The organism is Paraburkholderia aspalathi, assembly GCF_905220735.1.
In the GTDB taxonomy this organism is placed as follows: domain Bacteria; phylum Pseudomonadota; class Gammaproteobacteria; order Burkholderiales; family Burkholderiaceae; genus Paraburkholderia; species Paraburkholderia aspalathi.
This window is the reverse complement of record NZ_CAJNBA010000001.1, coordinates 1,634,897-1,657,352: the sequence shown is the minus strand read 5'-3', so window position 1 is coordinate 1,657,352 and position 22,456 is coordinate 1,634,897. Positions and strand designations below refer to the sequence as shown.

Genomic DNA, 22,456 nt, shown 5'->3' with positions numbered 1-22,456 from the left:
GCCATGCACGCTTCACGTCTGTGCCGCTGCGCCATTCCGCTTGAATGAACTGGCAAAGAACAGCACCTGGTATTGCACCGCATTCGACCAATACTTCCACGTATGGCCGCCAGGCCGCTCCGCGTAATCATGCGGCACGCCCAACTCGACAAGCCGCGCATGCAGCATCCGGTTCGACTGAACAAGCGAATCGTTCACCCCGCAATCGATCGTCAGCGCAATATGCGCATTTCCGAAATTACGCGCGTTCTCGACAATCGCCTCGTTGTTCCAGAAGTCGGCGTGGCGAGTCGGATCCCCAAACACCTGATCGATCCCAGGCTCATCCTCGCACCCGCGCGGATCGACTGCTCCGCTAATACTTCCCGCGGCGCCGAATTCGTCCGGCCGGTCTAGCGCGATATGCAGCGCCCCGAAACCGCCCATGCTCAAGCCCGTAATCGCGCGCGCCTCACGCGTCGCAATCGTGCGGAAATGCGTGTCGATATATCCGACGACTTCTGTGCCTACATAAGTTTCGTAACGGCTGCGCGGATCGACAGGGCTATCGATATACCAGCTCTCGTGACCGCCGTCGGGCATAACGAGGATCACGTGATAGCGGTCGGCCAGTTTGCCGATGTGCGAATTCGTGGTCCAGTCGGTGTAGTCGCCACCTGAACCGTGCAGCAAATAGACGACGGGAAAGCGATCGGCCGCCTTGCCGTGCGTGTATTGGTCAGGCAGCACCACCGTCGCCTCGAGCGACTTATGCATGGCCGCGCTGGGAATGGTGACGATCCTGGACTGGAACGCCCAGACCGGGTTCGTCAAAAGCAGCGTCAGAATGAGCCAGAACGCACGATTCATTTTCATGGTTTGTCGCTCTCCCCCTTTCTATGTGTCCAAAGAACACTGTCTGGCATCTAGCGGCAAAATTCTGTCAATGACTCTAACAACGGCGACTTACAACCAAATTTCAACGAAGCATACGGTCCCGTCAGCTTGGCGCCATTCCGGGCGAGCTGGAACGGCCCAAACCGAACGTCTATTTAACAATTACGCCCTGCTCACGAATGTGGGGAACGCAACGCATCTATTCAATGTGCGCTGAAAAGCCGACCTCATCCGTAGCAACATCAGACCGCAGTGTGAGCGCCGGGATGTCATATGCGCCAGCGTTCTGCGGGCGAAACGGTATCGGAGCAGTCTTCCAGAGATCATCGAGACGGTGCCCGAGCGCGTTCTGCACTTCGGAAAAGCGTGCTTCATCGATCCGGCTTGTCCGATGGATCACGAACGGTGGCAAAACGTCGAAACCAGGGTAATACAGAATGCCGTGCTGGATAGGGAACAACACGTCGTCGATCGGACCGTTGATACCACGCGGGCTGTAATGCGACTCCCAGCCACCTGTTGTCACGACCAGCATCGCCCGCTTGCCCGCCATGTTGCCTTCACCATAGCGGTCGCCCCAGCGCGCGTCGGAGTGTTCCCCGACGCCATACGCGAAGCCATATGCATAGACACGTTCCACCCAGCCTTTCAGGATCGCAGGCATCGAGAACCACCACAGCGGAAACTGCAAAATCACTGCATCCGCCCACTTCAGCTTCTCCTGTTCGAGCGCGATGTCCTGGCTTTGCCGTCCGTCTTTGAAAGCACGCTTCGAATCGAGAGAGGGATCGAAACGTGCGCCTGGTTGCCTGTCGAGGCTGTCGTTTGCATCGAGCGATGCTTTCCAGTTCATCGCATACAGATCGGATACCTGGACGACGTGTCCGGCATCCTCGAGACGCTTGACCGAAAAGTCCTTAAGGGATCCGTTCAATGACCTGGGTTCCGGATGTGCATAGACGAGAAGAACATTCATGACCTGACCTCCATTGCAAGAAAGCACCACGATAGGTCTCTTGCCGGTATATTGGAAATGAATAACCAATATGTCAGGTATTGCTATGAATAATCTCAGACGGCTGGATCTCAACCTGCTGGTAACACTCGATGTCCTGTTGTCGGAGCACAATGTGACCCGCGCAGCCGAACGCCTGAACTTCTCTCAGCCCTCGGTGAGCGTGCATCTTGCCAAGCTGCGGGATATCTTTGGCGACCCGTTGTTGCTGCCGGGTCCCCGAGGCATGCGCCCCACCGCGAGAGCCGAAGAATTGCGCGAACCTTTGCGCCAGGCGCTCGACGCACTTGAGCACGCGGTATCGCCAGCCAGCCCGTTTAATCCAGCCGAAGCGAGTCATACATGGCGCGTTGCCGCGACCGACTATGCCGAATCGACGATCCTGCTGCCCGTCCTTTCCAGCTTGCGCGCGGCCGCGCCCGGCACGCGGCTCGCGATCGTGGAAGCTGCTCCGCCACGCATCGCGAAGCAGGCGGAACAGGGAGACATCGATCTGGCGTTTCATACCAGCGAAGGCGCGCCGCCCGAATTGCGCGGGCGATTGCTTTTCAAGGAGCGGTATGTGCTGGCAGGCCGCGCGGATCACCCGCGCCTGAAACGCCGGCCAACGCTTGCCCAGTTCTGCAAACTGGAGCACGTGATCGTGTCGCCGGATGGTGGCGGGTTTAGCGGCGTCACGGATGAGGCACTGGCTGAGGTGGGTCTCACGCGCAGGGTTGTGCTTTCGGTTCCGCACTTCCTGTTCGTGATGTCAGTCCTCGCGAGCACCGACCTCGTGGCGATGGTGCCGGCGCGATTGGTGCGCGGCAATGGCGCGCTCAGGGTCGTCGAGGCACCGGTTGAAGTGCCGGGATATGAAATGGCGATGCTCTGGCACGAGCGCTCCCATCGAGATCCGGCGCACCAATGGTTGCGGGAATGCATTGTGGACGCGGTGGCGACTTGAACGCCTGTGTATGCGCCGAAGCACAGGTCGGCGCCAACGCAATGAGCGGCTGAAAATCGCGCGGCTTGAATCGACCGCCGTTCAATCCCGTATACACGATGGCGTGGCCTTCGCAACGAAGCTATTCAAATCAAATCACCGACTGTCCCGGTTCGCCATTGGGAACCCGCGTCGCCATATCCGCAAAGCGTGCCTTGATGCGCTTGCGGATGGGCTCTTCGTAGAATTTGAAGCAGAGCAGGCTTACCAGCACACTAAAGACAATCACAATCCATCCATTCGATCGTCCGAATCCGATCATCAACGACCAGAGTGCGATGGGCATGTGCGTGAGATAAAGCGAATAGCTCGCCTCGCCTAACCGCACCAGAGGCCGCCAGCTCAATATGCCCACAACAGGCCGCTCCAGTAGCGCGAGGCCCAGTATCAGTGCAGCAAAAAACGGAGCGTCGATGAAGAACGAAGGTGACACGGGCCTCCATACGCTCAGTCCCACGAGACCCGTCAAAGCCAGGACCACAAGCGCCTTGCCCCTGACATGCTGCGATCCGGCGCTTGCCTGAAGGTGCTGGTAGTAAAGAGCCGAACAGATGCCCATGACGAACTCCGCGAGCCGCGTCACTGGCATGGCGTAAATCATCGCGCCGCTGCGTGAGACCGGCATATAGGCATCCAGCAGCGCGATCCACATTCCAGTCGCGAGCCACAACGCAATGCAAAAAAATGCGAGCCGTGCAGGCCTCAACCCAGCCATCCTGCGCACCAGAAACGGGAACAGCAGATAAAAGAATGCCTCGCAGGAGACGCTGTCTGACGGTCCGTTCCAGGGTTGATTGATGGCCGAAAAAGGAAACCATGCATTGAGTAGAAGCAACTGACAAATCAGGCTAATGGCCAATGCCGGGTAGATTGCACTCTTGAGGGCATACCACTTCAGCATCAGCGAAGTATCGGCAGCATGCAGAAGGTAGATCACCACCGGAACGCACATCAGAAGGCCGAGCAGGATCACCGGATAGATCCGTGCGATACGTGCCTCGTAAAAAGTCCGAACGCCTCCGTGGACGAGTTTGTCGCGATAGGTGAAGGTGAGGATAAAACCGGAAAGGACGAAGAACAGCGACACAGCAGAACGGCCCCCGTCCAGGAAGTTAAAGACGGAGGCCGGCAACGGCAGGAGTTGATTTTCTGAGTAGTGCGAGATGACAACCGCAAATGCGGCCATGAACCGGATACTGGTCAACGCGGGAAACGCACCGCCGGACTGGTTCAAGCTCACCGCCATCAGTATCGCCTCCTGATTACGCGGGGCTCAATCTACCATCGCAATCCGGCAAAACCTGCACACCATGCGGCAATTCCTGCTGTGATGGCGGAACGTTTGGGTAGTTTGGCGCGAATTACCTGAGCGATTCGCCAATTGCGTCCAGTTCAGCGCGCACCTCGTCAGTCAATTTCAAGTGTGCTGCCTGCATGTTTTCCCGCAGATGCCCTACCGACGAAGTACCCGGAATCAGCAAGATGTTGGGCGCGCGATGCAGGAGCCAGGCGAGCGCCACCTGCATCGGCGTCGCGCGGATCTTTTGCGCGATCGTGGAAAGCGCTGACGACTGGATCGGCGTGAATCCGCCAAGCGGGAAGAACGGTACATAGGCGATGCCCTTCGCTGCCAGTTCGTCGACCAGCGCATCGTCTTCACGGTGAACCAGGTTGTAGTGATTCTGTACGCAGACGATCTCCGCGATGCCCTGTGCCTCGGCAACCTGAGTCGCGGTTGCATTGCTCAAGCCGATATGGCGAACCAGCCTTCGTTGCTGAAGTTCGGCAAGCGCCACGACCTGCTTTTCAATCGAGCCTTCGGACGGGGCATGCACGTCGCCCATGATTCGCATATTGACGACGTCGAGTGCATCGAGACCGAGATTGCGAAGGTTGTCGTGAACGCCCCGCTCGATATCTTCCGGCTCGAGCGCCGGCAACCACGAGCCATCGCTGCCACGAACCGCGCCAACCTTGGTGACGATCACGAGGTCATCCGGATACGGATGCAGTGCTCCGCGAATCAGCTGGTTGGTGATGTGAGGGCCGTAGAAGTCGCTCGTATCGATGTGATTGACGCCCGACGCCACCGCTTCGCGCAGCACGGCGAACGCCGCGTCGCGATCTTTCGGCGGTCCGAATACGCCGGGTCCGGCCAATTGCATGGCGCCATAGCCCATGCGTCGCATGGGGTGGCCAGCCAGCGGGAATGTGTCCACAGGGCTGAAGTTCGACATAGCGCGCTCCTTGAGGTGAGAGGTTGAGCGGCAGTATGACGAGGATTGCATTGTTCGATAACCAGGCCTAAATTGCACAGGTTGTTAAACATTTTGAACAATGGCCATGGAATTCAACGATCTTGCCGCCTTCGTCTCGGTCGCGCGCGCCGGCGGCTTTCGTGACGCCGCGCGCACCAGCGGCGTCTCCGCCTCCAGCCTAAGCATTGCCGTGCGCCGTCTCGAGTCGAAGCTGGGTATGCGTCTGCTCAACCGAACCACACGCAGCGTAGCCCCGACCGAAGCCGGATTACGTCTGATCGAAAAGCTGACGCCATTGTTCAGCGAGATGGAAGCCGCGCTGGATGTCCTGAACCGGTTCAGGGACAAGCCGAGCGGCACGCTCAAACTCAACGTGCCGTCGAGCGCCGCACGCATCGTGTTGCCGACCGTCATTCCCCAGTTCCTGAAGGCCTATCCCGACATACGCGTGGAGGTGGTGGTGGAGGATGGCTTCGTCGATGTGCTGTCGATCGGTTGCGACGCGGGCATTCGCTACGACGAGCGGCTCGAGCAGGACATGATCGCGATGCCGATCGGTCCACGTGTGCAGCGCTTCGCTACCGCCGCGACGCCCGGCTATCTCGACACGCATGGCAGACCCGAGCATCCGCGCGACCTGCTGGCTCATGCGTGCTTGCGTGGCCAGTTTGCCGGCGGCGCTACGCCGACCTGGTATTTCGAGCGTGACGGCGAGGTGGTGCAACTGAATCCGTCGGGACCGCTTCTCGTCAGACCCGGCGCTGCAATCGACCTCGCAGTCAGTGCCGCTGTCGCCGGCGTGGGGGTGATTCACCTGTTCGAGGACATGCTGCGCCCGCATCTCGATAGCGGGGCATTGGAGCCGATTCTGGAGCCGTGGTGGCAGCGCTTTTCTGGGCCGTTTCTGTACTATCCGGGCCGGCGTCATTTGCCGGCACCGTTGCGCGCATTTGTCGATTTCCTGAAGGCCGGTGATTAGCGTGAGCCTTTTAACTGCGGTTCAGCCGTTAAGAACCCGTGCAGACCATCGCACGCATGAAACCGTCAGTGTCGACGGATACCTGCCAAAGTGCAGGCATCCGTCGTAACGGATCGCGTGACGCGAGGCCGATCAGAATGCGTGACGCATCCCCACCGTAACAGCTACCTGCGTATTCGTCGACGAAGGCGAGAGCGTGTTGATCATGGCATGCGAGAGCACGGAATCGGCCGGTGCGCCGTGCACGTTCTGATAGACGCCTTCAAGATAGAAGTCGGTGCGCTTGCTGATCGAATAGTCGGCCTGAAGCATCCCCGTATTCCATCCCGGCGACGAGCCGTTATACGCGCCATGCGTGTAGGTATACGCGCCCGATAAAGTCAACGCAGGCGTGAGCGCGTACTTGACGTTCGCTTCGTAGTTGTCGAGGCGCAGCGAGCCGCTCAGGGTTCCGGCGGAAGCGTCGTTCGCACCGAGGTAAGTGCCGGTTCCGAACGAGAAGACGCCCGACGCGTTGTCCATCTGCGTATGGCTCCAGACGAGGCCTACGGTAGCCGGTCCGAACGTGTAGTTGCCGCCAAGCGACCAGATACGCTGGCGCTGTGCAAGGAAGTTCGCACTGGTGTCGCCCGTGGTAGCGGCGCCGCCCGCGCTGCCCGCGTTATTCAATTGCAGGTAGCCGGCAGCAAGATTGACGGGCCCCTGCGCATAGGACACACCGAAGCCGTATGAGCGGTTGTTCGCGAAGCTGCCGGCCTTATTGCTGAAGGCATACATCGTTTCGAATGTGACGCCGCGGACCGTCGGGCTCGTGAACTTGACCGTGTTGTTGAAGACGACCGAATTGGCGGCAAGATTGTCGTTTTCGAACGGATGCGCAGCCATGTTGCCGCCCCACGTGTTGAACTCCGCCGTGAGCGGACCGACCAGGTCGTTCATCACGTCAAACTGGCGGCCGAACGTCACCGTGCCGTATGGATCGCTTTGCAGACCGACCCACGCCTGAGAGCCGAAACCATCGCCGGAGAAAGCCTGGGCTCCGTTATTCAAAAGGAATCCCTGCTCCAGCTTGAAGACCGCATGCAAGCCGCCACCGAGATCCTCCGAACCCTTGAGGCCGAAGACCGTGTTTTGCGTCGAGCTGCTCACTTCCTGCCAGTTGCTATGCCCACCCTGATTGTTCGTGTAGACCAATCCTGCATCAATGAGGCCATAGAGCGTCACGCTGCTTTGCGCATGCGCCGAAATAGCAAAGGCGCCGGAAAGCGCGACCACGAGTAAAGACTTTTTCATAACTGTTGGCTCCGTGATTGAGCGATGTTGAACGTAATTAATTGTGTGCGTTCGATTCCCACTGGCGAGCGCGTTGGCCGCCAACAGGATCTACGAACGCATGGGCAACGGATAGGCAACGCATTCGCATGGCCGATGCCATGAGAATTGCGAAAACATCCGATATTGTTTATTGATTATTGCGTGTGGCGCATTTAATAACGTGTGGGTAGCGCGTGCTGACTACAACATGGTTTTCAATTGAATTACGCAGGCGTATCTTGCGAGCCGCTGCCGAAAATGAACAGTGCAATCATATGACGGTGAAAATAAATTCCGCGTCAAAAATAAAAGTGTCGTGGTGGAAAAAGAACACGTAAATGGCACGTTCAGACAACGCGCCATGTCAAGCGTAAAAGGCGCGCATCCTTATCGCCACGCTTGAGTAAACTCCCCCACCACGCGGGACAGATGCGACTGCATTGCCTCTCGCGCTGCAACTGGATCGCGGCCCATGATGGCAGCGAAGATACGCTGATGATCTTCCTGTGACGCCGCCCGCATCGCCGGCGTATGAAAGTGCTCCTCGATCTTGGCCCACAGCGGATCGCTTCGCGCACAGTCCCACATCGCGGTGACCATATGCAACAGGACCGCATTGCCGGTCGCTTCGGCAATGCGCATATGAAACTGACGATCAGCCGCGTCGTTAGCCTGCTTGTCATGCATCTGCTCGCGCATTGTGGTGAGCGCGGAGAAGATACGGTCGAGGTCGCTGTCCTTGCGCTCGGTTGCCGCGAGCGCCGCCACTTCGGATTCGATTAACGCACGCGCACGCAGCGTTTCGATCGGGCCGGGGCCGCGTGGCAGCTCGAAGGTCACTGGCTTGGCGCCGATGCCTGCCGACACATAGATGCCCGACCCGCCGCGCACTTCGACCACACCTTGCACCTCCAGCGCGATGATCGCCTCGCGAACCTGCGTGCGGCTCACGCCGAATTTGTCGGCCAGGGTGCGCTCCGAGGGCAATCTCGAACCCGCTTCGAACTCTCCAGACGCCGCGATCAACGCGTGGATCTGTTTCGCGAGGCCGATGTACGAGCGGTCCGTGGCTTCTGCGTCCTGTCTGTGGGCGAATGGCTGGGTGGAGAAATCGGTCATCAAGTGCTCGTGGATAGGCATAGCGAGGCGCCATCTGTGGCCCTCGCGCAAAAAATGGTACACCACTTTCGTCCGCCAGCAGCTTTCCCTTCGTTGAAATCAACGCCAACCGCCCGCTCATCACGCAGGGACAAGGCTCAGCACGGAAATAGACTGGTAAACCACTATCGCCTCAAATTGGTCAACCAATCATAATCCGCCTGAATCGGGAGACCGGACAACGCGTTCCCTCCCGAGCCAGCAAGGCTGGTGCAATCAACCCAAGGAGTGAAATCGTGAAGATGTCTTTCCGGTGGTACGGCGAGTCCGATCCCGTCACGCTGCAGTACATTCGCCAGATTCCCGGCATGACGGATATCGTGTCCGCCATCTACGACGAGCCAGTGGGCGAAGTGTGGCCCGCGCACAGGATCGCCGCGCTGAAGTCGACGATCGAAGCGGCCGGGCTTCGGTTCGAAGTTGTCGAATCGGTGCCCGTGCATGAAGACATCAAGCTCGGCAAGCCGGGCCGTGACCGTCTCATCGCCAACTATCAGCAGACCATCCGGAACCTCGCGGCGGCGGGCATCAAGGTCATCTGCTACAACTTCATGCCGGTGTTCGACTGGACCCGCACGGAACTGTCGAAAACGCTCGAAGACGGTTCGACATGCCTCGCGTTCAGCACGAAGGAAATCGACGAGATCGATCCGAACAACGGCATTGCGCTACCCGGCTGGGATTCGAGCTACAAGCCCGAACAATTGAAAGCGCTGCTCGCCGAGTACCGCGAAGTCGACGAAACAAGGCTTTGGCAGCATCTGGAATATTTCGTGAAAGCGATCATTCCCGTCGCCGAAGAATGCGGCATGAAAATGGCCATTCATCCGGACGACCCGCCGCGCCCTATCTTCGGATTGCCCCGTATCGTGAAGAACCGTGACGACCTCGCGCGCATCGTAGGGATCGTGGACTCGCCGGCGAACGGCCTCACCCTTTGCTCCGGTTCGCTCGGCGCCGGACCGCAGAACAACGTGGAAGCACTCGTGCGCGAATTCGGCGGCATGGGGCGCATCCACTTCGCGCACATTCGCAATGTGAAGATCACGCCCGAGGGCGATTTCGAAGAATCGGCCCACCTGTCTAGCTGCGGCTCGCTGGATATCGCCGCGATCGTGAAGGCGTATCACGACACCGGATTCACAGGCTATTTCCGCCCGGACCATGGCCGCATGATCTGGGGCGAAACCGGCAAGCCTGGCTATGGCTTGTACGACCGCGCGCTCGGTGCCGTGTATATCAACGGCTTGTGGGAAGCGATGGACAAGCTTTCCTGAAGCCCGAATAAAACGATCCAGACCAAAGGCGCCGGCGCCCTGCCAGCCGGCGCCGCCATAACGCTATAAAAAACGGAGACTCCCATGCCACGCATCCGATGGACCATGATCTTCATGTGTTTCCTCGCCAACGTCATCAACTTTGTCGATCGGGCCAACCTGGCGATCGCCGCGCCGAGCATTCGCGCGGAGTTGGGTCTGGACGCCGTCGGCATGGGGCTCGTGCTCAGCGCGTTCTTCTGGACCTACGCGTTCCTGCAACTGCCGGCCGGCTGGTTCATCGACAAGGTCGGCGTGCGCGTGAGTCTGGCGCTGGCGGTCGGCTGGTGGTCGGCCTTCACGATCGCGACCGGCGCGGCTCGCGGTCTCGCGCAACTCGTGGGCGTGCGACTGATGCTCGGCGTCGGCGAAGCCGCGGCGATTCCGTCGTTCGCCAAGGTTGCGTTCAACTGGTTTCCGCGCAGCGAGCGTGGGCTTGCGAGCAGCATCTTCGATAGCGGCTCGCGCGTCGGCTCAGCGCTCTCGCTGCCCCTGGTTGCGTGGTTGATATCGCTTGTCGGCTGGCGTGGCTCGTTCGTGATCACAGGGGGCCTTGGTGTGGTGTGGGCGCTCGCCTGGTGGTTCATCTATCGTGACCCGGAGCGCTACCGAGCGATTGCGCCTGCGGCCGTCGACGCCCTGCTGGCACAGCGTGCCGCCCCTGCCGCAGCCGTTACGTCAGACGAGAACGCCGGCACGGTATCGTGGCTCGATCTGTTTCGCTACCGCACGGTGTGGGGCATGATGATCGGGCTCTTCTGTCTCAACTTCGCGATTTATTTTTTCATCACGTGGTTCCCGAGTTATCTGCTGCAGTCACGTGGATTCTCGCTCGCGTCACTCGGCACATGGGGCATGCTGCCGGCGCTGCTGGCCATTCCTGGCGGCTGGCTTGGCGGCCTCGTGTCGGACAGTCTGTTCAAGCGCGGATGGAGCGCAACCGCGGCTCGCAAGACATGCCTTGTGATCGGCATGCTTCTCTCGTCGTCGATTGCGTTGTCGGTATTGGTTCAGAGCACGTGGGCATGTCTCGCACTGTTCGCGCTTGCCTACGCCAGCTTGTCGTTCGCCGGCGCTAATGTATGGACCCTGGTTGGCGAAGTGGCGCCGACACCCGCTCATGTGGCGTCGCTCGGCGGCATTCAGAACTTTGCAGGGAATCTCGCCGGGATTTTTATCACCACATTTACCGGGGTCATGCTGGCGATCACAAAGGGTTCGTTTGTGATTCCGCTGATGGTTGCGGGCTCGCTATGCGTGGTCGGCGCCCTGTCGTATCTGTTCGTTGTCGGTAAGGTCGAGCCCTTGCCTTTACTCCCCCGCACGCGAACGGCAAAGATTGCCGGACATGAAGCCGCGTGAACAACTACATCGGGACCGCCGGGTTGAACCTGGTGTTCATCTGGCCTGGCTTACGCAAGAGCATGTTCCACAATCAGCAATTGCGGCCATAATGGGGCAGAAACTTCTGTTAGGACCTTCACCCCCGATGCACCGACTATGACCGAAACACGCGTTACCCCGCTGCGCAAATTTGCCGATTTCGTTCGCGAGCAGCGGACGCGCCTGACAGCGCAATGGATGAAAACCGTTTTCGGCGATGTCGACCTCGTCGAAGCGGACAAGCTCACCTACCAACAACTCGCCGATCACCTGCCGGAAATTCTCGAAGGACTATGCCTTGCGCTCGACGTCGAAGATCTCGAACGCGTCGAGCCGGCGATCGAACGCGATGCGAGAAAACACGGCCTGGTCCGCTGGCGTCAGGGCTACCGGATCGAGGAACTCGTGCGCGAGCTCGATCTGTTCCATCAGGTGCTCGCTGACGCGCTGGAAGAATTCGCCGAGCAGGACAGTACGTTCACACGCCGCCATGAAGGACGGGCGCGGCGCCTGATCGCGGAAACGCTCAGCATGGTGACGCTCACATCGATCAAGGAGGTGGTCAGCGAACGGGACCGCAAGATCGATGAATACACCGGCAGGCTCGAGCGCGCCAATCACGAACTGACCCTCAAGCAGCGGCTGGTCGGAGATCTTTACGAGTCGCGCATGCAGATCACCCGCAGCGTGGTTCACGATCTGCGCAATTTTCTGAACGCGTTTTCGGTTGCGCTGCAACTGATCGAACGGGCGCCTTCAAAGGCCGACATAGCACTGACGCTGGCCAACCGGCAAGCTGCGGATATGAAGCAACTCGTTGACCAGATGGTCGAGTACTCCGTCGTGCTCGGCGACGGCACGCCGAACACATTCGAGCCAGTGGATCTGCATGCGCTTTACGATGAGCTCGTCGCCTCCTCGCGCCCGGCCATCGAAGCCAAAGGACTTAAGCTACATGCAGCGTTCGATCCGGCGCTATCCGTAGTCACGTCCAGTCGTCTCAAGCTTAAGCAGATTGCAGTCAATCTGCTCTCCAACGCGACGAAGTACACGAAGTCCGGCGAGATCCAACTTGCCTTCGCCATGGCCGATGCGGAGCACTGGTCGATTCGCGTGTCGGATACCGGCGTGGGCATCGCCCCTGCGGACGCGAACCGCGTTTTTGACGAATTCGAGCGCGCTGCAGGCGACGATATTCCCGGCACGGGTCTCGGCCTTGCGATCGTCAAGGAGCTGTGCCGCGTGCTAAACGGCCAGATTGATTTTGCGTCACACGAAGGCGTTGGAACGACGTTCGAAATCCGGTTCCCGCTCGTGCTCACCGAAGCCGAATAACTACCTGTCGGCATCCGGCACCCAAACCGGATGATCAGTACATTTTAATTATTACGATTAACAAACAAACACATTTAACTTCGTAATAAATAATCGATTAACTCACACACGCGTCACGCCCCGACCGGCCGGGCCCTGCGCGACTTCAAGCACAATTTCCCGAAGTTGCAATTACGGAAATCCGGTACATCCTTGACAAAGGCTGGTGGCGTCACCTATTTTTCATCTGCCGCCAATATACGAATATTCGATTGCGGAAAAATGCCCCGAAAAGAACCGGAATATCCAATCCAGATATTTAGTTATTCTACGCATACTGCATAGAGATCTGAATCTATGCGCTTTGAAGTAAGTTGGTCTCACCGCTGCATGCCGACGATGCATCACTAATATTTCGAACTCCGATGTATTTTCATCGGCGATAGCGGCCTTTGTGAAACGGTATCTGAACCCACCACCAAGGATAGAGATGAAACGAGACGAGCGTCTTTCCGGCAATAGCCAACATCGCCAAAACAGGCTGCCGGGCCTGGGAACGAGCCTGGGCACATTAACAGTCGCGATCCTGCTTCTCGGCGGATGCGGCGGAGGGGACGGCGGTTCGTCCTCCGGCACGGCTGTGAGCATGCAGCAGACTGCAGCGAATCAGCAGCTCACCGCACAGGCCGCCGCGCAGTCGCAATCGCCAACGGCCAATCAAACCTATATCGACCCGGTCGCCTATTCGGGCAATGCCACAGATGGCCTCGCGCCGGCTCAGGCGTCCGAGAAAGCTGCGGTCATGCACTACCAGTGGACCCAAGGCAGAACGCCGATCAACTACACCACCACGACCGGCCATTTGACCGCCACCGATTCGAGCGGCAACCCCGAAGCCACGATGTCCTATGTCGCGTACACCGTGCCGAGTACGAACGGCTCGCCGCGGCCTGTCACGTTCGTCTACAACGGTGGCCCCGGGTCCTCTTCCATCTGGTTGCGGCTCGGATCGTTCGCGCCGACGCGGGTTGCCACACCTGACCCGGTGTTCGGGAACTGGCCGAATTATCCGCTCGTCGACAATAAGGAGAGCCTGATCGACACCACGGACATGGTCTTCATCGACCCGCCCGGAACCGGTCTGTCCGAGGCGATTCTGCCGAATACGAACCAGAAGTACTGGACGACCGACGCGGACGTCAACATCATGCGCGACTTTATCCAGCGCTATCTGACGGTCAACAGTCGCAGCAGCTCGCCGATTTATCTGTACGGCGAGTCATATGGCACGCCGCGCACCGACATGCTCGCATTGGCGCTCGAATCGGCCGGCGTGCATCTGACCGGCATCGTCCTTCAGTCTGCAATCCTGAACTATTTCGCAGATGCGATCGAGGCCGTTGCAATCACGAACTCGACGAGCGCGCTGGCATTGGATACGGATACGCTGGCGGGCTATTTCCCCGGTTACGCGGAAGTAGCGGCTTACTACAACCAGGTGTCGCCGGCGCCGCTCAATCAGGACCTTTACGCATACCAGGCAAGCCTGTTCGTCACGAACGAATACAACAAGTTCAGGCGGTACTCGCAGTCGTGGGTGCTCAGTCAGCTCGGTATACCGGACGCTCTGGGCACGCCGGTGTTCCCCAATGCGAAAACGCTTCAGTCGTGGGCCTTGCCATCCAGTTTGACCCTGCAGGCGCTACAAGGCTACTTCGGCGCCAACCCGTTCTCGACGAGCCTCATACCAGGCACGACGATCGGCCGGTACGACGGACGCGTGTCATTGCCGAACTCGGATCCGCGTCTGCAAAACGACGGGGACCCGTCCGACATCCTGATCTCCCAGCCGTTCACCACGGCTCTGGCGACGCAGATGCCTGACTACCTCGGCTACACAGCGCCGAACGCGACCTACTTGCCGCTGAACGACAACATCATCGAGGTATGGGATTTCTCGCATGACGGAAAGCCCTTGCCCGATACGATCCCGGATCTGCTGGGCGCGTTGACGCTCAATCCGCAGCTCAGGGTACTCTCGGAAAACGGCTTTCACGATCTGGCCACACCGTTCTTCAATACCGAGAAGCAACTGGCACGGCTGCAGACGGTACCCGGTCTGAATCCGGATTTGCAGGTCAACTTCTTCCAGGGCGGACATATGATCTATCTGGATGACGTCGCCCGTCCGCTGATGAAACGGGATCTGGTGCGCTTCTACCGCGGCACGCCGCTTCCGGATGCGCTCGCCCTCTGGACGCTGCCGCCGCCGTGGCGCGACGAGAGCCCAGCCAGTCAGCCGACCGCTACTGCCACGGCGCAAGTCACGGCACCCTGACTGAACTGACGCGATGCGCCTCGTTCGCGCTACTCTATTCACTCAATCAATGCGAGTCATCATGTCCCTTATCGATATGTTGCGGCGTGTCTCCCCGTTGATCGCCCTCTGCTGCTTTGTTGGCAGCGCGCATGCGTTACCGCCGCAAGCGGTAGCGCCGGCGACGCCGCCAAACGGGGCCAGGGGAGTCGACGGTCCGTTCTTTCCTCAAAACCGTGCTGCTCCCGTCACGCCGACGACCGGCACGGCGCTGCAGCAGGAAGCCCAGCAGCGGCTTGAAGCGCGACTGGGAGCGAACACGGCTCTCAGCAATGGCGCCGCGGTCACGAAAACGCAGGCTCAGACCGCGGGGCTCGGCTACGTTGCCAAGCACTTCGATCAGATCGACACGAGCCACAAAGGAAGCGTGACCATGAGCGATGTCAGGCAGTATCTGCAGCAGCAGGGCCGGTAGCGACCGGCCGTTGGTCAAAGGCATGCCTTTTCTAAAAGACCGCTTTTGACAATTCGCGAATGGCCGCTTCGGCCATTCGCGCGCTTCGTTTATCTCGCCCCGGCGTTCCCGCCAGTCGGCAAACAGTCGCCCATTGCGCCGCCGCGGTCGCTCAGTCCCCGCATCACAACTTCGGACGACTTGCCATCACGTCTCGCCAGTTCGGCGAGGTCAAGCAACGCTGCATATTTCGCCGAACAGTCCTGTTCAGGTTCAATCGCTCGGTGCACAGCAGGCGTTTCCGTGCTTGCGATGCCCTCACCGACTGCAATCGCTATCCCCGTTGCAACGATCATCGTTGCCAACGCACCGACCTTGCATAGCGTCCGTGTGCGTATCGCGTTGAAACGTGGCCGCAGCGTCCGAGCACTTCCCTCCTCGCTCATCCACTGCGGACCGATCCGGCCGGCCTCATCGCCGGTTCTCACTCGCACGTTTTTACTCATGACCAGTGCGCCGGCACCCAGACATTCCCCACCCAGTGCCCCGGCACCCACACGACAGGGCGCGGCGCAGGAGCCACATAGACAACACGCGGCGCGACATACACAGCCGGCGGCGGGGGCGGCGGAACGTAGACAACCGGAGGAGGCGGCACATACACAACCGGCGGCGGAACAACGACTGGCGGCGGTACGACAACAACCGGCTTCGGTGCGACCACGACCGTCGTGCTGCCCGTCGTAACGACGCCGGTAGTCGTGACCGTTCCGCTCGTCGTCACGGTGTTGCCATGGGTGCCCGTCGCGCTCGTCGACGTCGTCACGACGCCCGGTGCTACACGCGTTGCCGTGCCGGAGTGATTGACGGTTCCGCCATCAGACCCGGTCACCGTGCCGGAACGTGAGCACGACGCGCCCGCGCAGTTGGTCGATGCCGAGTGGTTGACCGTGTTGCCGTTCGAGCCCGTGACCGACCCGGACGACGAATACTGGCCGGGTGCGGTTTTGGTCACATCGCCTGAGGTCGTGGCTGTTTTACCGTCGGGTCCGGTGAGGGTGCCGGTGTGGGAACACGTGCCGCCCGCGCAGTTGGTGTCGCCGGCGTGCTGGACCTGGTTGCCGTAGCGTCCCGTCGCGGTGCCCGAATTCGAGAACTGGCCCGGCGCGTTGCGGGTCACCGTGCCCGTGTTGGTCGCCACGCCACCGTAGGGGCCGGCCACGCCGCCAGCATGCGAACAGCTACCGCCGCCACACGAGCCGTAACGCGCGCCGTTATAGGTGCCACGCGACGTGTAGGCGGTGCCGTGCTGCGACCAGGCGAAAGCAGAAGCGCTGCTGAGCGCGAGCACGGTAACGGTTGCGGTGAGCGCGAGCTTGCGCAGCGCGCCACGTACGGATGCGGCGGGCGTCACGGAGGCAGGAGAAGCGGCGGTGGCTGCGACGACGAACGAACAGTTTTTCACGGTATGTCCTTCTTGATTTCGGGCCACTTCTGCGCACTGCTGCGTGGCGACAAACGGACTATAGAAGGACGCCTGGATTTAATCAGCAGCGAAGATATGTCACCCTGTTTCACCACGACAGGGGCCCGCTGGGCAAGGCTTTCCGGGCGATTCGGAGGCACCGCGACATAAGCTGACATAAATTGTTTCAGGGGCAGACTCCGCCCGTTCCGCGCGTGGGACCAAGCGCTTCAGCAGGCCAGTTTCGACAGCGCCGCGACACTTTTCCGAAATACACATGTCGTAGGGTTCGATGAACACAACGGCGAAAGCCGCTTGCGCAATCCTCCGCTTACTCTTCCTCAAGAGGCGCTCATGTCGGCAAAACGCGAGTCGAAATCCCAGGCCAAGCTAAAAGAAAGCACGGCGAAAGCAGAAGGCAAACGAAAGTCGCCCAGCAAGGCTGCGGCATCCGGCAAAAAGGCTACTGCGCTAGCCAGCAGTTCGAACCAGCCCGTGGCGAGCGTCGGCGCGACGGCGCTCCGTCCGCGGATGCTGGACAAGCCCGTGTTCGCACAGCCTCAGCCGACCGCGGACCCGACGGTGTTTCGTGTGCCTCATCCATCGGACGACGCGGCCTATAAGGAAATCGACAAGCTCAATGCAGAGCACAAACTGTTTCCGTTGCCGTTTCCCGCACCGCGAGGCGGCGTGGAGCCTCAGCTCACGCTGGCCGAGGTCATGGGCGGCAACGCAATTGCCATCGACAGGATCACAGCCGCCGGACAATTGGTGTTTCATGCGCTGGGAGATTGCGGCAATACGAAAGGCCCGGCGACGCAGAACGAAGTGGCCGACAAATTGACCGCGGATTTCAACGAAGCCAACGCCAGTGAGGTGCCGCAGTTCGCCTTGTTGCTCGGCGACGTCGTCTATAGCTTCGGCGAGAGCCAGTACTATTACGATCAGTTTTACGAACCGTATCGGGACTACCCGGCGCCGATCCTCGCCTGCGCCGGCAATCATGACGGAATGGTCTCGCCGGAAGCGCACGCCGCGAGTCTCACTGCGTTCCTGCGAAATTTTTGTGCGGAGACGTTCGCCGTTACGCCCGAAGCCGGTGGCTTGTCGCGCACCGCGCAAATCCAGCCCGGCGTCTTCTTCACGCTCGAGGCGCCGTTCGTGCGCGTGCTGGTGATTTACAGCAACACGCTCGAAGATCCCGGTGTGATTTCAGACCCGAAGATCGGGAGTACTCAGCTCGATTTTCTCGACGCCGCGCTCAAGCGCGTCAAGGCCGAGCAGTTCACTGGCGCCCTGCTGATCGCGGATCACCATCCGCCGTACAGCGCGGGCGGACACGGGTCGAGCGTCGATATGCTGGCGCAGATCGACAAGGTGTGCGAAGCCAACGGTGTGTGGCCGCATGCATTTCTGTCCGGCCATGCACACAATTATCAACGCTTCACGCGCACGCGAAATGCGGACGGCACGCAGATTCCCTACCTCGTGTGCGGGAATGGCGGACACGGTTTAGTCAAGCTCGCTGCACAAGGTGCGCCTGCCATCCGTGCGCCGCAAATCATGCAGGCGGCTTCAGCCACTACCGATCAGGTCGTGCTGGAAAACTATGACGACACCAACTACGGCTATCTGCGCGTGGTCGTGACCGCGACGCAGTTGCGTATCGAGTATCACTCGGCGTCCGACGGCCTCAACACGAAAGCGCCGAACGACTACGTGACGATCAACCTCGCCGAGCGCAAAGTGGCTCATTTCGTCGCATCCGATTTGGGGCGTCCGATGGCTGCCCGTGCCGTGCGAGCTTTGCTGCGCCGCTAGCGGCGAAGAACGAGGGACGTGTTTCAGGGACCGCGCTCGTGGCCGCAACACGTATTCCGCCGCGATGCCGGATAAAAAGCATCAGGACTACGTTTTTCCGCAAACGCGCGTTTGCACAAAATCACCTGTTTTTACCGGGGCAAAACCATGTAATCTCTCGGTTTTCTTCCGGCATCAAAACAGATGAGTCGAGCGTTGGCGAGCGAACAACTTCAACAAACGGCGGCGCACACGCGGCGCCGGCCCATCGTTCTTCGTTTTCACTGCACCGTGGCGTTGCTGGCGTGTGGGGTCGCCGCCGTCGCACGCCCCGCTTTCGCAGCCGAATCCGCGTGCAGCGCAGAAGCCGGGCCAGCCGGCCGCCCCTCCGTCGGCCTCGTGCTGTCGGGCGGCGGCGCGCGCGGCTATGCCCACCTCGGCGTACTGAAGGTGCTCGAGGAAAACCGCATCCCGGTCGATTGCATCGCCGCCACCAGCATGGGCTCCGTGGTCGGCGGCCTGTATGCGAGCGGTATGACGGCGCAGGACATGCAAAACCGCCTCGCGGGCATCAATCTCGCGGACATCGCGTTCGACGTCACCGACCGTGCCGACCTGCCGCAATCGCGCCGTGAAGACGAGCGGCTGTATGTGAACAGCCTTTCGCTCGGCTTCGGCACCAATGGCTTCCGCTTGCCGGTCGGGCTCGTGCAGGGCAATCGTTTGCAGGCGCTGCTGCAGGACTGGACGTCCGCCGTACCGGGCAACGTCTCGTTCGACCGGCTGCCGATCCCCTATCGCGCGATCGCAACCGATCTGCGCACCGGCCAGAAGGTGGTGCTCGATCGCGGTTCGCTGCCGCAAGCGATTCGCGCCAGCATGGCGTTGCCCGGCCTGTTCGCTCCGGCCGATATCGACGGGCGCACGCTGGTGGACGGCGGCATCGTCAGCAATCTGCCGATCGAAACGGCGCGCGATATGGGTGCGAAAGTCGTGATCGCGGTCGATATCGGCTCGCCGCTGCGACCGCTGGATGCGCTGGCTTCGCCCGCCGACGTGATGCAGCAGATGATCGGCATTCTGATTCACCAGAACGTTGCGCGGCAACGTGAACAGCTGCAGGCCGGTGACGTCCTGATCGAACCGGCGCTCGGCTCGCTGAGCTTCACCGATTTTGCCAACGCCAGCCAGGCCATCGCCGCCGGTGCTGCTGCCACGCGCGCGGCCATGCCGCAGCTTCAGCATCTGGCGCTTTCGCCCGCCGACTACGCCGCGTGGCGCGCCCGGCACGGTGTGCCCGCGGCGCATCCGGTACGGATCACGCAGATCGAGATCGCCTCGCAGGGCTACGTACCTGAGGCACGTATTCGCGCCGCACTGCATGTCAAAACCGGCGATGTCTACGATCCGGTCGCGCTCAACAAGGACTTGCTGGCGCTCACCACCGCGGGTGACTTCGACAGCGTGAGCCAGCAACTCGTCGACGACGGCGACGCGCACACGCTCATTGTTTCCGCGCAGCAGAAGCTGTGGGGACCGAATTTCCTGCTGTTCGGGCTGGGTTTGTCGAGCAGCTCGACAGATGAAGGCGGCTTCCGGCTGCATCTCGGTTATCGCCGCCCGTGGCTCACGTCGTCAGGGCTCGAAGGGCGAGTGGACGGGACCGTTGGCAGCGATCTGATCGACCTGCATGCGGAGCTGCGGCAACCACTGTCGAGTTCTTTTGGCTATTACGTGGCGCCTTATCTCGAGTTTCAGCGCCGCTATGCCAATCTCTACGACGATTCCGGCAACGTCAAGATCACGCAATACAGCTTGCAAACCGAGCGCGCCGGGGTCGACTTCGGCGTACCGCTCGCCCGTCTCGGCGACTTCCGTATCGGCGTGGCATACGCTCATGGCTACGCGTCGCCGCAATACAACTTGCCGCTCGAGGACGCGTTCAACTCGCCGTTGCTGTTCCCCGATATCTACGGACGGCAGCTTAGCGCGCGCGCACGTCTCGTGATCGATCAGCTCGACGATCCGCTGTTTGCCCGCAAAGGTTATTTCGGCGAACTACGCGTGGAACGTTCGTTGTTCGCGGGCAGCGACAGCTTCACCGAGGTATACGGAAAAAGCCTTGTTGCAGCGAGCTATGGACGGCACAGCATCAACGCAGGCATCGAAGCGGGTAACGACTTCGGCGGCACCAATCTGACGAATCCGTTCGGCTTCACACTGGGTGGATTCCAGCATCTGTCGGCCTATGCTGCCGACCAACTGTCCGGCAACTCGATGGTGTACGGCCAGATCACCTATATGAATCAGCTCGCCACGTTCAATGCGTCGCCGATTCGCGGTCTGTTTGCGGGGCTGAGCCTTGAAGCCGGCAACGTCTGGAACCGCGATTCGCAGTTCGGCAGCGGGCCACTGAAGCGCAGCGTGACTGCCTTCACCGCGATGACCAGTTCATTCGGACCGATCTATCTGGGCGTAGCGTTCGCACCGGGCGGCCGTCATAACTTTTACTTCCAGTTGGGACATACCTATTGACGCTGCGCGGGTACGGTGTGTTTTGTGTTTCACGCCACTGTGCCCACCGGCCAGCTCATTTCGAAGCGTGCTCCGCCTAGCATCAACGGATCGGTCACGGCGATCCGGCCATGGTGGGCGCGCAGCACCTGTTGCGTAATCGCGAGACCCAACCCGTAGCCGCCAGTCTGACGATCGAGCCGCACGAAGGCACTGAAAATGCGTTCGCGCTGTTCAGGCGGCACGCCTGCGCCATCGTCTTCCACGTAGATTTCCACGTTGCCATGCTTGACGCTCAATCCGACCATGATCCGCGAATGGGCGTATTTGCTCGCGTTGCGCAGCAAGTTTCGCATTGCGTAGGACATGAGACGCTTGTCCATCACCACGCGTAGCGATGCGTCGACGTCTGCTTGCGGGACGAGTTGCTTGTCCGCGTACAGCAGCGTGGCGTCGGTGATCTGGCTGTCGAACCATGCCGTGAGCAAGGTGGATTCGAGGTTCGATTGCAGGGAGCTGTATTCGAGGCGCGCGTAGGTCAGGCTCATGTCGATGAGCTCGTCGAGCTCGGTGACGTCCTGGTCGATGCTCGCTAATGCGCTGTTGTACTCGGCCGCGGACGCGGGTTCGCGGAGGTTTTCTAGCGCGAAGCGCACGCGGGCCAAAGGTGTGCGCAGCTCATGAGAGATGCCGTTGGTGAGTTCGCGCTGTGCGGCGATCAGGCGTTCCATGCGTTCGGCAAGGGCGTTTAACGTGCGGGCCAGTGGGCCGATTATGACGCTGTGCGATTCGCGGGCGCGGGTGTTGAAGCGGCCGCCTGTGAAGTCGATTGCGCGTTCGCGGACCATTACCAGGTCTAGCCAGACTGGGCGCATCCAGCGGTAGGCGGTTACTGCTGGTAGCAGTAGGGTTGCCAATGTGATTGGGATTGATGCTTCTGGTGTTGTTAGCGTTTGCCAGATTGATGGTGAGGTTTTTAGTGTCAGGGCCAGGGTTGCTATTGATGCTGCTAGCACCAGTACTGTCAGTGTCAGTAGGCGTGTGTAGACGCGCAGGTATAGCCTCGACCAGCTCGGGATTCTGTCTGCTCGGGTGTCCGTCCATGAGCGGCGGAAACGGTGCCAGCGCCATTTGCAATAGCGGTAGGGGGTTAGTTTTTTTTGCTCCGCTGGGGGTGGCATTTTTTTTCTCTTCGCGTTCTTTAATGCGTTAGTGGTCTATTAGTGTTGCCCCTGTGCGGGGCGGCACTTACTTTCTTTGCCGCCGCAAAGAAAGTAAGCAAAGAAAGCGGCTAGATGCCCCTGCTAA

The 22,456-nt window shown here is 60.1% G+C and carries 18 protein-coding genes; 9 read left to right on the top strand and 9 right to left on the bottom strand.

What is annotated here, in order from left to right; genetic code table 11:
- Positions 1–12: 12 nt before the first annotated feature.
- Positions 13–855 carry an alpha/beta hydrolase gene (locus KHO30_RS07350; RefSeq protein WP_211700443.1) on the bottom strand — a complete coding sequence of 281 codons (843 nt, stop codon included), beginning with the start codon at positions 853–855 and terminating at the stop codon, positions 13–15.
- Between the two features lie 220 nt (positions 856–1,075).
- On the bottom strand, positions 1,076–1,852 hold the full coding sequence (locus KHO30_RS07345; protein WP_200620362.1) for an NAD(P)H-dependent oxidoreductase: 777 nt from the start codon (positions 1,850–1,852) through the stop codon (positions 1,076–1,078).
- Positions 1,853–1,922: 70 nt separating this feature from the next.
- Between KHO30_RS07345 and KHO30_RS07340 the strand changes: the two genes are divergently transcribed.
- Positions 1,923–2,837, top strand: coding sequence for a LysR family transcriptional regulator (locus KHO30_RS07340; RefSeq protein WP_093634744.1), 915 nt, complete (start codon positions 1,923–1,925; stop codon positions 2,835–2,837).
- A gap of 130 nt (positions 2,838–2,967) precedes the next feature.
- Here the strand turns inward: KHO30_RS07340 and KHO30_RS07335 are convergent, their stop codons facing one another.
- Both KHO30_RS07335 and KHO30_RS07330 read right to left on the bottom strand, forming a co-directional pair.
- Positions 2,968–4,122 (bottom strand): acyltransferase family protein, encoded by a 1,155-nt coding sequence (locus tag KHO30_RS07335; protein WP_211700442.1) that lies wholly within the window; start codon positions 4,120–4,122, stop codon positions 2,968–2,970.
- A gap of 115 nt (positions 4,123–4,237) precedes the next feature.
- The gene (locus tag KHO30_RS07330; protein WP_211700441.1) at positions 4,238–5,113 is read right to left on the bottom strand and encodes an aldo/keto reductase family oxidoreductase; all 876 of its coding nucleotides are present in this window, start codon (positions 5,111–5,113) and stop codon (positions 4,238–4,240) included.
- Positions 5,114–5,219: 106 nt separating this feature from the next.
- On the opposite strand from KHO30_RS07330, the gene KHO30_RS07325 reads away from it, so the two are divergent.
- On the top strand, positions 5,220–6,113 hold the full coding sequence (locus KHO30_RS07325; RefSeq protein WP_093634747.1) for a LysR family transcriptional regulator: 894 nt from the start codon (positions 5,220–5,222) through the stop codon (positions 6,111–6,113).
- A 132-nt stretch (positions 6,114–6,245) separates the two neighbouring features.
- Here the strand turns inward: KHO30_RS07325 and KHO30_RS07320 are convergent, their stop codons facing one another.
- Together KHO30_RS07320 and KHO30_RS07315 are read right to left on the bottom strand one after the other, a co-directional pair.
- Complete coding sequence (locus tag KHO30_RS07320) at positions 6,246–7,406, bottom strand: porin (protein ID WP_211700440.1); 1,161 nt, start codon at positions 7,404–7,406, stop codon at positions 6,246–6,248.
- 408 nt (positions 7,407–7,814) lie between these two features.
- Entirely contained in the window at positions 7,815–8,546 is a 732-nt protein-coding gene (locus tag KHO30_RS07315; RefSeq protein WP_093634749.1) for a FadR/GntR family transcriptional regulator, read from the bottom strand.
- Positions 8,547–8,821: 275 nt separating this feature from the next.
- Between KHO30_RS07315 and uxuA the strand changes: the two genes are divergently transcribed.
- The 5 genes from uxuA to KHO30_RS07290 all read left to right on the top strand — a co-directional run bounded on the left by uxuA (position 8,822) and on the right by KHO30_RS07290 (position 15,390).
- Entirely contained in the window at positions 8,822–9,862 is a 1,041-nt protein-coding gene (gene uxuA, locus KHO30_RS07310) for a mannonate dehydratase (protein ID WP_211700439.1), read from the top strand.
- A gap of 84 nt (positions 9,863–9,946) precedes the next feature.
- Positions 9,947–11,263, top strand: a complete 1,317-nt coding sequence (locus KHO30_RS07305; protein WP_211700438.1) for an MFS transporter — start codon at positions 9,947–9,949, stop codon at positions 11,261–11,263.
- Between the two features lie 138 nt (positions 11,264–11,401).
- On the top strand, positions 11,402–12,619 hold the full coding sequence (locus KHO30_RS07300) for a sensor histidine kinase (protein ID WP_093634751.1): 1,218 nt from the start codon (positions 11,402–11,404) through the stop codon (positions 12,617–12,619).
- Between the two features lie 469 nt (positions 12,620–13,088).
- Entirely contained in the window at positions 13,089–14,936 is a 1,848-nt protein-coding gene (locus tag KHO30_RS07295) for a S10 family serine carboxypeptidase-like protein (protein ID WP_211700437.1), read from the top strand.
- Positions 14,937–14,997: 61 nt separating this feature from the next.
- Positions 14,998–15,390 (top strand): 2-oxoglutarate dehydrogenase, encoded by a 393-nt coding sequence (locus KHO30_RS07290; protein ID WP_234486853.1) that lies wholly within the window; start codon positions 14,998–15,000, stop codon positions 15,388–15,390.
- 89 nt (positions 15,391–15,479) lie between these two features.
- Here KHO30_RS07290 and KHO30_RS07285 read toward each other — a convergent pair whose 3' ends face one another.
- Together KHO30_RS07285 and KHO30_RS07280 are read right to left on the bottom strand one after the other, a co-directional pair.
- A complete protein-coding gene (locus KHO30_RS07285) occupies positions 15,480–15,875 on the bottom strand; it encodes a hypothetical protein (RefSeq protein WP_244179362.1) in 396 nt (131 codons plus the stop codon).
- Positions 15,872–16,834 (bottom strand): hypothetical protein, encoded by a 963-nt coding sequence (locus KHO30_RS07280; RefSeq protein WP_200652717.1) that lies wholly within the window; start codon positions 16,832–16,834, stop codon positions 15,872–15,874. Before KHO30_RS07280 ends, KHO30_RS07285 begins: the two co-directional genes overlap by 4 nt.
- A gap of 354 nt (positions 16,835–17,188) precedes the next feature.
- Here KHO30_RS07280 and KHO30_RS07275 point away from each other — a divergent pair, with 354 nt between their 5' ends.
- Both KHO30_RS07275 and KHO30_RS07270 read left to right on the top strand, forming a co-directional pair.
- Entirely contained in the window at positions 17,189–18,655 is a 1,467-nt protein-coding gene (locus KHO30_RS07275) for a metallophosphoesterase family protein (RefSeq protein ID WP_211700436.1), read from the top strand.
- A 183-nt stretch (positions 18,656–18,838) separates the two neighbouring features.
- Positions 18,839–21,169, top strand: a complete 2,331-nt coding sequence (locus tag KHO30_RS07270; RefSeq protein WP_211700435.1) for a patatin-like phospholipase family protein — start codon at positions 18,839–18,841, stop codon at positions 21,167–21,169.
- Between the two features lie 29 nt (positions 21,170–21,198).
- Here KHO30_RS07270 and KHO30_RS07265 read toward each other — a convergent pair whose 3' ends face one another.
- On the bottom strand, positions 21,199–22,329 hold the full coding sequence (locus KHO30_RS07265; RefSeq protein WP_211700434.1) for an ATP-binding protein: 1,131 nt from the start codon (positions 22,327–22,329) through the stop codon (positions 21,199–21,201).
- Positions 22,330–22,456 lie beyond the last annotated feature (127 nt).